This is a genomic window from Candidatus Vicinibacter proximus (assembly GCA_016713905.1).
Taxonomy (GTDB): Bacteria; Bacteroidota; Bacteroidia; order Chitinophagales; family Saprospiraceae; genus Vicinibacter; species Vicinibacter proximus.
Window position 1 is genome coordinate 619,718 of sequence record JADJOE010000003.1, and the last position, 15,432, is coordinate 635,149.

General features: G+C 37.4%; 9 protein-coding genes. 1 reads left to right on the forward strand and 8 read right to left on the reverse strand.

Annotated features, from left to right (window positions below; all coding sequences use genetic code 11):
* Positions 1 to 10: 10 nt before the first annotated feature.
* Complete coding sequence (locus IPJ83_10945) at positions 11 to 2,014, reverse strand: T9SS type A sorting domain-containing protein (protein MBK7881059.1); 2,004 nt, start codon at positions 2,012 to 2,014, stop codon at positions 11 to 13.
* Between the two features lie 221 nt (positions 2,015 to 2,235).
* Here IPJ83_10945 and IPJ83_10950 point away from each other — a divergent pair, with 221 nt between their 5' ends.
* A complete protein-coding gene (locus IPJ83_10950; GenBank protein ID MBK7881060.1) occupies positions 2,236 to 5,037 on the forward strand; it encodes a T9SS type A sorting domain-containing protein in 2,802 nt (933 codons plus the stop codon).
* A gap of 40 nt (positions 5,038 to 5,077) precedes the next feature.
* On the opposite strand, the gene IPJ83_10955 is transcribed toward IPJ83_10950, so the two are convergent.
* From IPJ83_10955 to IPJ83_10985, 7 genes are all read right to left on the reverse strand, one after another.
* A complete protein-coding gene (locus tag IPJ83_10955; protein MBK7881061.1) occupies positions 5,078 to 7,012 on the reverse strand; it encodes a cyclomaltodextrinase N-terminal domain-containing protein in 1,935 nt (644 codons plus the stop codon).
* A 43-nt stretch (positions 7,013 to 7,055) separates the two neighbouring features.
* The gene (locus IPJ83_10960) at positions 7,056 to 8,363 is read right to left on the reverse strand and encodes an MFS transporter (protein MBK7881062.1); all 1,308 of its coding nucleotides are present in this window, start codon (positions 8,361 to 8,363) and stop codon (positions 7,056 to 7,058) included.
* Positions 8,364 to 8,369: 6 nt separating this feature from the next.
* Positions 8,370 to 9,713, reverse strand: a complete 1,344-nt coding sequence (locus IPJ83_10965) for an alpha-amylase (protein MBK7881063.1) — start codon at positions 9,711 to 9,713, stop codon at positions 8,370 to 8,372.
* 123 nt (positions 9,714 to 9,836) lie between these two features.
* Positions 9,837 to 12,146 carry a glycoside hydrolase family 65 protein gene (locus IPJ83_10970; protein MBK7881064.1) on the reverse strand — a complete coding sequence of 770 codons (2,310 nt, stop codon included), beginning with the start codon at positions 12,144 to 12,146 and terminating at the stop codon, positions 9,837 to 9,839.
* Positions 12,130 to 12,834 carry a beta-phosphoglucomutase gene (pgmB, locus tag IPJ83_10975; protein MBK7881065.1) on the reverse strand — a complete coding sequence of 235 codons (705 nt, stop codon included), beginning with the start codon at positions 12,832 to 12,834 and terminating at the stop codon, positions 12,130 to 12,132. Before pgmB ends, IPJ83_10970 begins: the two co-directional genes overlap by 17 nt.
* Positions 12,835 to 12,881: 47 nt before the next feature.
* Positions 12,882 to 13,796 carry a nucleotidyltransferase gene (locus IPJ83_10980; GenBank protein ID MBK7881066.1) on the reverse strand — a complete coding sequence of 305 codons (915 nt, stop codon included), beginning with the start codon at positions 13,794 to 13,796 and terminating at the stop codon, positions 12,882 to 12,884.
* A gap of 68 nt (positions 13,797 to 13,864) precedes the next feature.
* Positions 13,865 to 15,430 carry a DUF1501 domain-containing protein gene (locus IPJ83_10985; protein MBK7881067.1) on the reverse strand — a complete coding sequence of 522 codons (1,566 nt, stop codon included), beginning with the start codon at positions 15,428 to 15,430 and terminating at the stop codon, positions 13,865 to 13,867.
* Between the last annotated feature and the right edge of the window lie 2 nt (positions 15,431 to 15,432).

The window sequence follows — 15,432 nt, forward strand, 5'->3', positions numbered from 1 at the left end:
GTTGTTGAAATTAATAAATTAATATTTTTTTGTGATGAGGGATGTTGTTAATAAAAAAAGTTATTAAATATATTCCCTTCACAAGTTTTTTTGTTTGGTACCAAGTATTTGTAGCGCCTATATTTAATGAAAATAGATTTTGACCCTGTGTGTTGAAAATGGAAATATTTTGAACTTGCTCATCAACACTTGAAACGATATTAACATTTCCATCATGGAGATTAACATAAATATTCCTATGGTTCAGTGTTTCAGTCTCCGTGCAATCTTTAACTTGAACGGTAGAGGAAATTGTTTCTGTGACTTTGTTGAAAGTGTGCTTCAAAGTGATAATTGCTTCCCCTGGCTGGTTCCATTCTATTTTAACATAACGAGTTCCCTGTCCTGAAATTATTTTTCCATTACTGGTTGTCCAATCCAACTCTGAGCAAGGAGTGTATGGAGTGCTGAATAAAGATTCTGCATTAGTGCATATATTTTTAGGAGATAGAATATTTATGGACTCCCTGAAAATATTATTATTGTCGCTGCAAATTGTGGTAAATCCATTTTCATATCTTTCCTTCGCACCATTTTTGCCTTCATTTAATTTATTTGGATATCCAATCGAAGGAAAGTTGGTAAAATCTGATAGACAATCAGGATTGCCTTCCAAAAATAAAGTATTGGTGGTCAATTGAGAAGTGTTAGGTGGTATATTGACTTGGTTTCTGTTGTTTCCAAATTCATAATGGGCTTTACCGGTTTTGAAATATTGTCCTAATAGGGTATGGGTTATTTCATTGCCAATAAAATTTTGCAAATCACCTGCGCCTTCGTTCATAAATATTCCATAGAGTTCTGCACGATTTCTATAAAATGTATTATAAGAACCATTTATTCCATGAGAATTGTCTATTACGATGTTTTGACAAATATTTCCTTCAAAAAGATTTTGAAATGGATAGTTTCCGTGGAGCACTATATCGCCAGCAGAATTGGAAGGCAATATGGTTCCGGTCCAAAACGGGTCTTTCGAATAATTGTAGGCAATGACATTACCGTTTGCTGCAGATTGCAATAAGATGGAGTGCCTTAAATTTTCAAAAATATTGTTGCTGATAAAACACCTGCCACTCGTTTGTTGTAAAGTAATACCATATCCTTTCCCGCCGCCGCCATAATCAAATGCTTTAGAGAAATGCGAGTTTTTTACGTTGATGTGGCTGCTTTCTTGGATGGTAATATGGGAAAAATTGCAATTCCTGCTCGCAATTCCTGTGACCCAGCAATTTGTGGCAAGCTCCAAATTGAAGTTTTGGGTTTGCGAGGAAGTGGCATCTTTTCTTTCTATAGTGAAAGACTCCAGTCCGATATTTTTTGCCGGATAGACGATAGTGTAGGCTGCCTGATTTAAAAGTGTAAAATCCATTCTCAATTCCTCTTCCAGGATAAGTACATTATTTTGGATGTCTTTTACTTTTACAAGTTGGCCAATACTATTACTGGCCCAGCTTGAAGTAATTCTATTGGCGTCTTCTTCAAAAATTTTAATCCAATCTCCTTTCTTTAAATTGAGGTTTTCCGCGGGGGCAACAGATTTGGACGATTTTAATGCATCAGCAGCCAGCTTTACTGAAGTAACGTTTTTCTTTCCGCGGATTAAAAAACAGTCCTCCGGCCTGCCCTTCAAATCAAAGATAAAATAAGTGTTTTCAGCACATGAACCTCTGATGACCAGACTATCCCTTAGCTGGATAGTACTGAGGAACATGTATTTCCCTGGAGGAAATAAAATGACTCCTGCTCTGGATTGTAGGGACATTATGGCACTATTTAGAGCTGTGGTGCAATCCGTCCTTCCGGAGGAATCAGCGCCAAAATCCAATGGATTAACAAAAGAAATTTTTTTTGTATCCAGTTCATGTGCCCCGGGATTTTTCCAATCGCATCGTCTTTCGAGTGGGAGATCTTGACTAAAGCCATGAGAAGCAATTAACAAAAAGATCAGCCAAATCAAGAGTTTTGTTTTCATATGCGTTGTGCATGAAGTCATAAATATAATACCATCCTAAAATAGGTGGCATAAAAGATAATATTTATTGCACAATGATTGCAAATTTAATAATGCCCGGCAAGATATAACGAATAAAATGCGTACATCATTCTAATAAACGCACTTCTAAAATATATTTGCCTTATTTAGAACCCAAATGTCCCAATCCTTGTTGATTTCTTAATTTTGCAATGATGAAAATGAAATCAGTTTTTTATTTTGCTTTATGGTTGTTTGTATTTGTAGCTCATCCGCTTTGCGCCCAAATCATTACTGTCCTTCCAAGTTTTCCTTCCGTTGAAGATACGGTAACTATTTTATATGATGCGACTCAGGGGAATGGCGGCTTGAAAGACCTGAACCAAGCCGTATATATGCATACCGGATTGATAACAGAGAAAAGCCAGACTTCCTCCGATTGGAAATTTGTAGTGGGCTCCTGGGGGTCAACAGATACTAAATTGTTAATGACCTCTTTAGGCAATAATCTGTATACGGTCAAATTACATATTCGTTCGTTTTACAATGTTCCTGTGGATGAAAAGGTTTTAAAATTGGCATTTGTATTCAGGAATTCTACCGGTTCAGCAGCTGGGAGAGAAAGCAATGGGGGAGATATATTTTATGAACTGGCTGATGTAAGTGGGGGATTACAGGCTATTTGGCTAAACCCATCCGGCAGATTTAAAAATGTAGATAAGGGGGTAAATGTGAATTTTTCAATAGCTTGTTCGAAATCAGCGGACATTAAATTATATCTGAATGGCAATTTACAACGTGAATGGACGGGAAGGGAATTAATGTACAATTTGGAAACACCAGTTGATGGAAATTATAAAATATTTGCCACGATTCAGTCTGGTTCGGAATATCGCGAATTGGTGTATTATGTTTTGGTTGGCGAACAAAAAACAATGGTTCAAAATCCACCATCGGGTCTTTTTCCTGGAATAAATGTTATAAATGATCATTCAGTTTATTTACTGTTGACGGCACCACAAAAAAAACATGTTTATGTTTTGGGAGATTGGAATAGCTATTTGCCCACAGAATCTTCTTTAATGAATAAGTCCATTGATGGGGACAAATTCTGGATCAAGATTGACCAATTGGATTCTACTTTCCATTATACTTATCAATATCTGATCGATGGAAAGTTAATCATTGCCGATCCATTAAGTCATCAGGTCCTGGATCCATTGAATGATGCTGCAATCCCCAATTCTGTAAATCCGAATATTCCAATTTATCCTAAAAGTTTGACATCCGGGTACACTAGCAGCTTTAAGCTTTCTAAATCGAATTTTAATTGGACTTCTGTGAATTTCAATCCTGTGCCACCGGATCAGTTGATGATTTACGAACTGCTCATTAGAGATTTTGCGGAAGAGAGAAGTTATAATGCTGTGCTTGCTAAAATTCCTTATCTAAAAACTTTGGGAATTAATGCACTCGAATTAATGCCCGTAAATGAATTTGAAGGCAACAACAGCTGGGGATACAATCCTTCCTTTCACGCAGCGCTGGACAAATATTATGGAAACCCTGAACAATTTAAAAAGCTAATCAATACATGCCACGAGAACGGCATTGCAGTCATTTTGGACGTTGTGTTCAATCATGCATTTGGGCAATGTCCGTTGGTGCAGATGTATTGGGATGCTGCAAACAATAGGCCATCTGGTGATTCGCCATATTTTAATGCCACAGCACGACACCCATTTAGCGTTGGATTTGATTTTAATCATGAGAGTATTTATACCAAGACTTTTGTCAAACAGGTTTTGGAATATTGGTTGAATGAATTTAGAATAGATGGTTTTCGCTTTGATTTGTCCAAGGGATTTACCCAATTCAACAGTGGAAGTGATGCATCCTTAATGGCGAGATACGATCCAGGTCGTATAGCTATTTTGAAGGATTATGGAAATGCTGTTAAAGAGATAAATCCAAAGGCCTATTTAATCCTGGAACACTTTGCCGAAAATGCGGAAGAAATTGACTTGTATAAAAATGGATTTCTTCTTTGGGGCAATTTAAATTATAATTTTAATGAGGCATCAATGGGTTATAAGTCAAATGATTTGAATGGAGCACTTGCTGAAAAAAGAGGATGGTCAAAAAATTATTTGATCTCTTATATGGAGAGCCACGATGAAGAAAGACTTAATTTCAAAAATCTGCAATATGGGAACAGTAATGGAAGCTACAATATAAAACAGTTCAAGACTGCAATAGAAAGACAGAAATTAGTACATCTTTTTTATCTTATGATGCCAGGTCCAAAAATGATCTGGCAAAATGGTGAATTGGGTTATGAATATTCTATTAACCATTGTACAAATGGCACTATAAATTCTAATTGCCGACTGGATCCAAAACCTGTAAAATCTGAATATTTCGATCAAGCTGAAAGAAAGTCTCTCTTTCATTTTATTTCTAAAATTAATGCATTCAAAGTTCAATCCGGTCTCCTGCAAAATTCTGTCTTTCAATCGTCGGTTGGTGAAGGGTACATCAAATGGATAAAATTTATTTCATCAAACCTCAATGCCTTGGTAATTGGAAATTTTGACGTCATTAAGAGAAATCCTGAGTTGACTTTTCCCCACACTGGGATATGGTATAATGTATTGGATGGAACAAGTTTAATGGTCAATGACCCCAGATATATTATGAATCTTGAACCCGGAGATTATCGCTTGTATGTGGATCAATCCGGATGGACCAATGTGGGCACTCATGACCCCGTCAAGATCTCAAATTTGTACCGTATTATTCCAAACCCTTCGAATGGAAAATTGCATATTGAATCGGAAGATGATTTTGATCGTGTGGAAATATATAATCTGGAGGGAATAAATATTTTATCTATAAATTTTCCTGAGACTAAAGTGGTTGAGTTATTTGACGAACAAAAACCAGTTAAGGGAATTTATTTTTGTAGAATATTTTCAAAAAACAAATTTATTGCCTCAAAAATATTGGCAATAAGTGACTAAATGAATTGCATTTTTAGAAAATGATGAATGCATAAACACATTAATTTGTGTTCAATTCCAATTCCAGAATTCTTAATCCGTTTGCAGGAATTTCAATTGCTGATGTTGTATTAGATAAGTGAAGTATATCCGTACTGTTTTTGACTGAAATTGAAAAAATATCGCCCAAATCTTTTTTTCTTGGGATGTTATCCGTATTGATCATACAGAGCAGCACTTTGTTTTGATGCTTTAGATAGCTGGTATATAAGCCATCTTTGCAAAGGAACTGAGTGAATTGAGCATTTTTGTAGAACTCTTGGTGTTGTTTACGATAAGCACTCAACACATTAAAAAAATCAAATGCTTCTTTTCTTTGATCATTGAGGTTAGAAGAAACAAAATAATTGACGCTGTCCTCCTTCCACCCACCCGGAAAATCCTCTCTTACCAGACCATCCGGATTAGCATAATTTTTCATTAAAATCTCTGTGCCATAATAGAACGCCGGTATTCCTCTCAGGCAAAACATTAGAGCAATGGCTTGTTTCCATTTGTTGAGATCTTCGCCTAATATGGAATAGATTCTACTTAGATCATGATTGTCCAGAAATATAAGGTTGTTTTCCGGCTGATAATAATTATAATCTTGAGCCAAGGTATAATGTAATTTTCCAACACCTCCATCCCAACTGTAAGGTTTTGTCAAAGCTTCATGTATGGCAAAGGCAAGCGGGAAATCTTTGATCTGTGTTGGAAACTTTTGTTTACCCAGAAACTCTTTACTGTTAAAATAGCTAAGAATTCCCGGAGCATTTACCCATGTCTCCTGAAATATTTTTATGGAAGGGTCATAATTTTGCATCGCGCGTTGCCACTTTCCCATAAAATTCTTGTCTGAATAGAACCAAGTATCTACCCTCAACCCATCCAGATCTGCAAATTCACACCACCAGATGGAATATTGGATAAGATAATTTCCAAGTACAATCTGATCTTGATTCAGGTCAGGCATACTTTTATCAAACCAACCCTCTACCGTTATTCTTTTATCTAATGCAGAACTATGTGGGTCCACTAAAGGTAAGGCGTTGTAATTGGTTCGGGTAAAAGTATCCCATTGATGCAGCCAATTGTCATTTGGCAAATCTTTTATAAAATAATGTTCGGTCCCGCAATGATTGAAAACGAGATCCATAATCACTTTAATTCCACGATCATGTGAGGCCTTAACCAGATTCAAATAATCCTCATTATTCCCAAACCTGGGATCAATGCGAAAATGATCCGTTATGGCATACCCATGATAGGATTCAGCAAACTGATTATTTTCCTGAATCGGGTTAAGCCATATACAGGTAAAATGATTTTTAGAAATATAGTCCAAATGGTCTTGTATGCCTTTCAAATCACCACCATGCCGAAAATACATTTTTGTACGATTTACACCCTGTTGGTTCATGCCGGGTATATTGTCGTTGGAAAGATCTCCATTGGCAAACCGATCCGGCATAAGCAGATATATTAGATCTGAAGCATCGAGTGGTTTAAGATTTGATTTTTTAATTCTGTCTTTTAGTGTGTAAGTATATTTTTTTATTTGTTTCCCTTTGGTTAAAGTTATTTCAAAGGGGATTCCTTTTTTTACTTTAGAAAGGTCGAGGTCAAAGGACAGATAATTTTTGTTTTCCAGATAATGTTTCTGTGTTATCTTGATAAGCGGATTGGAAATGCTGATTTCGGATAATCCAATATTTTTGTCGTGAATGAGCAGAGTAAGAGAAGAGTTAGGCATATTGCACCACCAAAATGGAGGATCAATCCGCGCAGATACCTGTTCTGCCGGTGTTGTGGTGCGACGGAAGTATTCCGGAATGACCACGCCATCCGGAATTCGCTGAGTGGGGTCAATATTTTGAGATAGTGCTGAAAAACCGACTGTTGATAAAATAAAAATGCAGAGAATATAAATTACACTAAATCTGAAATATTGCATATCAATCTATTTCTTTACGAGGTAAACTAATTTTAAAATGCAATTAATTTTCTTTTATTCTAAGACAAAGAACAGCTGCGATGAGTAACATGATCCCACCGAGAATGACGGCATACATAGAATTGTTTTGTAAAAAATTCTTCATGATAAAACCAAAAAATAAAGTAGCCATAATTTCAGGGATAACGATGAAAAAATTAAATATTCCCATGTAAACGCCAATCTTGTTTTCCGGGAGATGTGGTGCAAAAATTGCATAGGGCATGGATAAAATACTGGTCCATGCAATACCTACACCGAGCATACAAAAGATAAGTGCAAATTTATGCTCGATCACAGAAAGGGAAATGAGCCCTATGGCGCCTGCAGTAAGACAAATGGTGTGCATATTTATTTTTCCAAATTTATCTGCAAGTTTACCAAGTACTAAAGCAAATAACATGGTGATCAATGAATAAAAAGAGAACATCAATCCTGACCATTCTGCACCTTCTTTATATAAATTAGAATCAGGCGAAGGAGCATGAAAGATGAATGTGGCAACGGCATCTCCAAAATAAAACCACATGAGGAACAAGCCCAGCCAGGTAAAAAACTGAACCAGTGCTATTTTATTCATCACGGCAGGCATGTTGAAAATATGATTCCATATTTCTCTTATGCCATTCAGGATACTTTGAATGAAACCTATCTCCCCTTTAGCGGATTCGTTTTTTAATTTTTCCCCGTCCGGTGGATATTCTTTGGTAGTGATAACCGTATAAACCACTGCACTGATAAATGCAAATGCGCCTATATAAAATGAGTATTTTACAGATTGTGGAATAGATTGTCCTTCGATATTCTCAAGGTTTAGAAACTTGCTCATTAGCCAAGGTAGGGCAGAAGCAATTACAGCACCCACACCAATAAAAAAACTTTGCATGGTATAGCCTCGGGTATATTGATTCTTTGGAAGAAGGTCTGCAACAAAGGCGCGAAAAGGTTCCATGGACACATTAATGGATGCGTCCAAAACCCATAGTAAACCTGCAGCCATCCATAATGCACTACAATTTGGCATCGCAATTAAGGCTAAAGTCGATAGAATTGCACCGACCAAAAAGTATGGTTTTCTTCGTCCCAGTGGAGTCCAGGTGCGATCAGACCAATAACCGATTATGGGTTGGATCAATAGACCTGTCATAGGGGCTGCCAGCCAAAGAATGGGCAACTCATCCGGTTTTGCGCCAAGATAACGGTAGATGGGACTCATGTTTGCCATTTGCAAACCCCAGCCAAATTGTATGCCCATAAAGCCGAAGCTCATGTTCCAGATTTGCCAAAAATTGAGTTCCGGTTTTTCTTTCATGACGATTTATTTTATTAGAATTTTATACTCCCAAGCTTTCAACTTTATCTTTTTTTCTGAGAATAATTTAATCTTTTTTCCGGTAACCAGATCTTTGTAGGATTGCTTATCCGTTATGTTTTGAAGGCTTACTTCTTGTTCTAATGGAGATAGATTAAAAATACAGATGGCTTCTTCGACATTGTTCTTTCTGGAATAACTGAGAATATTATTCATGTTGGAATTAGTCAACCAATTCACTGGTACGTCCGGCCTAAATACAGGATGGGATTTTCGAATTACGGATAACATTTTATAAAATGGCGCGTAATGGAAATTTTTAAAACCAATGGTGTCTTTGTCAAAAAATTTTAATCTTCTGTTCAAAGGCTCTTCTTGTCCGCTGTAGATCAGTGGAATCCCATCAAAGGTGAAAGTTAAGGCACTAAATAATTGATGTGCTGGTCCAAGTTTTTCAAATTCATTTCCATTCCAGCTGTTTTCATCATGGTTGCTGGTAAAATACATGTGGCATCCTTTCTGAAATTTTTCCTGGTCCTGTTGATGGTATAATCTAAAATCATTTGCATTTTTTTTACCTGCTGCTATGTCCCAGGTCAGATTTTTAAAAGCCCACCCATAGTCTGTATGAAAGTAGGCTAAGTTTCTGAACTCGGGCAATTCAGCTTCGGCTAGTAAAAATATCTCTTTTTTTAAGGAGATTAAAGTACGGAGGAATTGTCTCCAAAAAGATTCAGGAACCATATATGCAACATCCTGACGAAAACCATCTACACCCATAACATCTACCCAATACAGCATGGATTTTACCATGGAAGTGCGCATAGCTTTTTGATTAAAATCTAAATCTGCTACATCGTACCAATCCGTTTTTTCAACATGTAATATTGTATCTGTAACAGGATCATGAATATACCAGTCAGGATGTTCTTTAATCCATGGGTGATCCCATCCTGTATGGTTGGCCACCCAATCCAAAATTACTTTCATCCCTAGTTGATGAATTTCATATACCAAGGTTTTGAAATCATCTTTAGTGCCAAATTCGGGGTTTACTTCTGTATAACTGGAGACTGAGTAATAGGACCCCAGCGAACCTTTTCTCTTTTCTTTGCCAATAGGAAAAATCGGCATCAGCCAAATCACCTCTACACCCATTTCTTTTAATCTGGGAAGGTGTTTTCTAAATGCATTTAATGTTCCTTCAGGGGTATATTGTCTAATGTTTACCTCGTAAATCACACCGGATCTAGCCCATTCAGGAATAGGAATTTCATTTGGTAAAGACTCTTGTGCGCTGGATATGGTAAGGCAAAGGCTAAGAAATGCCAGTACAGTGACTCGATTCATATAGAGAAGCTTCAATGGGTAGCAGTTAATATTTAAAGTTACTAGTCTTTGGAAAAGCAAGATAATATATTTATCCAACCGGAGGTCTTAAGCAAAATTATTTGTAAGAGTTTCTCAATTCCACTAAGTTAATGCAGCAGTAAAACAATCTTTTCCAGGCAAATGAATGAATTGATCCTTATAATGAAAATCCACATTGGCCTCTGAAAGGTTGTTGATTTCAATTTTGAATGCAGATATATTGATCTTCAGTGTCCGATTCATGTAATATATCATAAATTGTAGCGAGGTCCAGGCTTTTGGTAAAAAGGGGTTGATGTGCAATCCATTTTCATTAACTTTAACGCCGCCAAATCCATGAACCACGCTCATCCAGGTACCGGCCATACTGGTAATGTGCAGACCATCTTCAGAGTCGTTATTGTAATCATTCAGGTCTAGTCTTGCTGTCCGGAGATACATCTCTTTCGCCTTGTATTCATATCTTAGCCTGCACGCCAATATTGCATGTACACATGGCGATAAGGAAGATTCATGAACTGTCCGGGGTTCGTAATAATCAAAATTAATTTTGATTTCGTTTTGTGTAAAATGGTCTTCAAAAAAGTAGAGCCCCTGCAAGACATCCGCCTGCTTAATAAATGGCGACCTCAGAATTCTATCCCAGGACCAATTTTGATTTATGGGTCTGACGGATGGAGCAAGATCTAATACGGTTAATTGTTCTTTGTCCAGATAGTCTTCTTGCTGAAGAAATAATCCGGTATGTTTATCAACAGGTAAGTAGATATTTTTTGAAACATTCATCCATTGATTTATTTCTGATTCCGTAATGTTAAGTCGGCTCACTACAAATGGATAAGATAACGTATCATTCTTTTTTAATTCATCCAATATTTGTAAACCATATTCTAAACACCATTTTGCTATGTATAGGGTGTACCAGTTGTTGTTTACATTGTTTTCATATTCATTGGGACCTGTAACGCCATGCATCACATATTTGTTTTTTGGATTACTGAAGTGCACTCTTTGTATCCAAAAACGATTGATTGCACAGATTACATCGATGCCATAATCTTTTATATATTCTTTGTCTCCGGTATGGTTTACATAATTATAAATCGCATAAACCATGGCCCCATTTCGGTGGATTTCTTCAAAAGTAATTTCCCATTCGTTATGACATTCTTCTCCATTCATGGTGACCATTGGATATAATGCGGCATTGTTTATGAATCCCAATTTTTTTGCATTTTCAATAGCCTTGTCCAATTGTCTGTAGCGGTACAACAATAAATTCTTGCTGACTATAGGCGAACTGGTGCCAAGATAAAAAGGAACGCAATATGCCTCCGTATCCCAGTAAGTAGCGCCGCCATATTTTTCACCTGTAAATCCTTTGGGGCCTATATTGAATCGGGCATCTTTGCCTGTATAGGTTTGGTATAATTGAAAAATGTTGTACCGAATGGATTGTTGTGCCTCTTCGTCATTTTCAATTCGGATGTCAGAACTTTCCCAAATGTCTGACCAGATGTTGGAATGATCATTTAATCGTTGTTCGAAAGGAATGTTAGCCCACGATTTGCATTTTTCAAACCCGACAGATAATAATTCTTGGGAGGTGTAATCTAAACTTGAAATTTGAACTACAGATTTTTCTAATTGAACATAATCGCCGGTATTTAAGCTAGTCTTATAAAGAATGGATTGTTTTCTTTCCGTTCCATTTTTAGAATAATTTTCAATCACCTCTGCACCATTTAGAAAAAATTTATGCAAAGTGGAACAACATAAATGGAAGTAACTTTTTTTTGTCGAACAATGAATGCCAAGCATGTTTTGTTCATTTCCTGTTTGCTCAAAAGTCCAGAAGTCTTCATCATAATTCGAGTCTTCATTTCTAATGTCAAAGTCCAATATGGATTCTATGCAAATATTGGTATGGTCATCATTGGACTGAATGGTGTATTGCATTGCGCCACATTCATCCCATGCCATGCTTAGAAATCGGATGCTTTGAATTTCCAGAGTTTTACCATTCCTTAGCTCTACCAAAAAGGATCTTTCGAGATATCCTTTATCCATATGCAAAACTCTTCGAAATTGGTGAAGGGCGCATTGGTTCAGATCAAGTATTTCATCATCCACTGTAATGCGCACACCATGCCAATGAGCGCTGTTCAGAACTTTTGCAAAATATTCCGGATACCCATTTTTCCACCAACCCACTCTGGTCTTGTCCGGATAATAAATTCCTGCAACATAGTTTCCCAGTAGTGTTTGACCGGAAAAATCTTCTTCAAAGTTTCCTCTTCCACCCATCCGTCCATTCCCAAGACTAAAAATACTTTCACTCCATTTTTGGTTTTCTTTTACAAAACCTTCTTCTATTATTTTCCAGGGATCAATTTTAAAGTACGATTTCACCTTTTGATATTTTGTTTGCAGTGTCAAACCATTCAATAATTTCCTTTGCAGTAATGGCCATAAAATCAGGAATGGCTAATTGTGCAGCGCCTAAGACAGGATCCATTCCAATGCCCACGGTGTGCATTCCTGCGGCCACTGCAGCTTCTAAACCTTTTATGGAATCCTCAAAAACAATACAGTTTTCTGGCAACATTTCAATGCCTTTTGCGGCGGTTAAAAATACCTCGGGGTCTGGTTTGCTCCGACTTACTTTTATGCCATCTACTACAGTATGAAAAAAATGACGAACCCCAGTTTTTTCCAACAACAACATTGCATTTTTACTGGCACTGCCCAATGCTATTGGGATGGATAGCTCTTTTGCCTCTTCCAGAAAACGGAGAACGCCGGGAAGAACATCCTTTTCACTCAGGTTAGCAATAAGTTCAAGGTAGTATTCATTCTTCTGCGCGGCCAACCTTTCTTTGATTTCCATGCTCAAGTTTAATTCAGCAGCATGAAGAATGATCTCAAGTGATTTCATTCGTTCCACTCCCTTGAGATGTTCATTAAAAGATTCAGTCAGTACAAAACCAAATTTGGAAGATAATTTTTTCCAGGCTTCAAAATGATGGCCGGAGGTATCCACAATTACGCCGTCCAGATCAAAAATAAATCCATAAGACGATTGATTAGTTATCACAATTCAAAAATTTACTGTTGCGGAATGCACGAAAGGTAATGATTATTAACTCAGGATTTTAATTTATCCGGATAGTATCCTTCCTCAATCATTTTTTTAAAAGCTTGACGAACGAATGGTTTATCTTCCTGATAAGTAACCCCAAACCAACTCGATGGGGAAGATAAAACCTGCACTTTAATTCGACCTTCGTCAATCAGGTTTTGTATAAGTTCCGGGATGTAAAATTCTGAATCCGGAACAATTAGATTGGATTGAAGAAACTTGGTTAATCTTTCAGATGCAAACTGGAAATAGGATGCCCCAAAACCCCACATATTCATGGAAACTAAGGTTTCAGGCGGGAAGTATTGCAATTCCTCTTCTTTGCCGGCATAAATTTCTCCGGAGGGTGATTTTTGGATGCCTTTGGTTTCTACCACTTTTTTGAGAAATCCTTCATGATCATTCCAACAAATACCTCTATTTACTGCACCATGATCGGATAGTGTATTATTAAGAAAATAGGCAATTACGGCATAATAATAATCCGGATTAGGATTTTGTATGAGAAATTGATAAAGACTGATCAGGGCTTCTCTGCCATAATAATCATCCGCATTTATAACTCCGAAAGGCTCATTCAACACATCATGTGCTACCCAAACTGCATGACCGGTGCCCCAGGGTTTGGTCCTTCCTTCAGGACAACTAAAACCTTCAGGCAATAAATCCAATTCCTGACAGATGTAATGCAATTCGGCCTGTTCGCCCCAGGCAGCATCCATTCTTGATTTAAATTCGTTTTCAAAACTTTTTCGAATGACAAACACAAATTTTTTGAAACCAGCCTGAAGGGCATCATATATGGAATAATCAATAATGGTCTCTCCATTCGGTCCAAATGCGTCCATTTGTTTTAGTCCTCCATAGCGACTTCCCATACCTGCAGCGAGGATTAACAAACTGGCTTGTGGTTTTGACATGTTATAATTTTGGGCAAAAATAAAAAACCCCGGCATATTTGCCGGGGCTCATATTTTATCTGTTAAAACTAACGATCAAATTTACTGAGTATTTTGGTCTTTTGTGCCTGATCAGAGGCTATTCTGATGACATAATTGCCTACAGGTAATTCCGAAGTATCCAATCTTATCTGGTGAGCGCCTTCATTGATTTTACCGGAAAACAAAACTTTTAGTTCAGAACCAATGGAGTCAAACAAACTCATACGGATAAATTCATTCTTCGTTTCAAAATGAATGATCGTATAGTCCAGAGCAGGGTTAGGATAATTGTCTAATCTCAAGGCAAAATCCCTGTTCACATCCTCTGTGCCAGTAGACAAGCAACTGCCACTGATGATCGGAAGTTTTTGAAATTCCTTAAACAACATTTGGCTGACAACACTTGGACTCACTTCAAACCAATCGATCAATAAAGAGGCATAAATTGACCTGAAATCATATTGCATCGCAACTCCTTCATCGTTGGTAACTGTATCATTGATGGTTGGATTGTTACCGAGTATTCCACCTTCAATACACTCTCCAAAAACAAACAGTGGAGCTGCAGTTCCATGGTCAGTACCTGTACTGTCATTGGCTTTGATCCTTCTTCCAAATTCAGAAAAAGTCATACCCACCACTTTCTTTCCAAATCCTCCTTTACTGATTTGATCCTGAAATCCAGCCATTGCATCGGAAAGTTGCTTTAATAAATCCGCCTGAGTACCGATTTCATGATCATCCGGATCACATTGATTTGCGTGTGTATCAAAACCACCGATATTTACAACATATACCTTGGTCTTTAATCCACCTTTAATAAGTTGCGCGACAATATTTAATCTGTCCAGCAAGGCATTGCCGGATGCCGGAATAGAGCCACCTGCATTGGTATTGGCTTGTTTGATGACTTCAGAATAATCATTCGTTTGCAACAAGGTGCTGACAATGTACCTTAATTCATTGGCATAATTCGTATTGGAAGGAAGATTTGCAGCTAATGCGCCTTCAGGCAATAGACCTAAAGTTGCCGGATCGTTAATGGCCAAACTAAAATTTGCAACTTTGCCCTGACAAGTTTGTGACACCAGTGATCCAATGGTGATCGCCAGTGGATCCGGGTTGTCGGCATTTGGATAACCGGTGGGAAATGATGCATGATTTTCGGTATAATATCTACCTAACCAGCCGGTAACCTCGAATTGTTCCGCAGAGGATCCGGAAGTCCAAATGTCCGTAGATCTAAAGTGGGATCTGTTTTGGTTTGGATAGCCTACGGACTGAATTAATTTCAAACCACCATTGTCATAAAGGGATTTTATACCAGTCATGGACGGATGTAAAGACAGGCCATCTCTTAATTTAATGCCAAAGCTTTCCTTAATTAGAATTTTATTTCTATGTTTATCCAGATTGCTGTACTGGTCAATTGGAAGGACCATGTTTAATCCATCATTTCCGCCACTCATTTGGATGAGGACCAAAATTTTGTCATTATCCGGACTAACAAAATCCAGGAAAGAATTCCGTGCTACTGCGTTAACCGGAATTCCATTTATTAAAACCGGCACTGCGGCTATTGAACTTGCTTGTAAAAAGGTTCTTCTTTTCATGG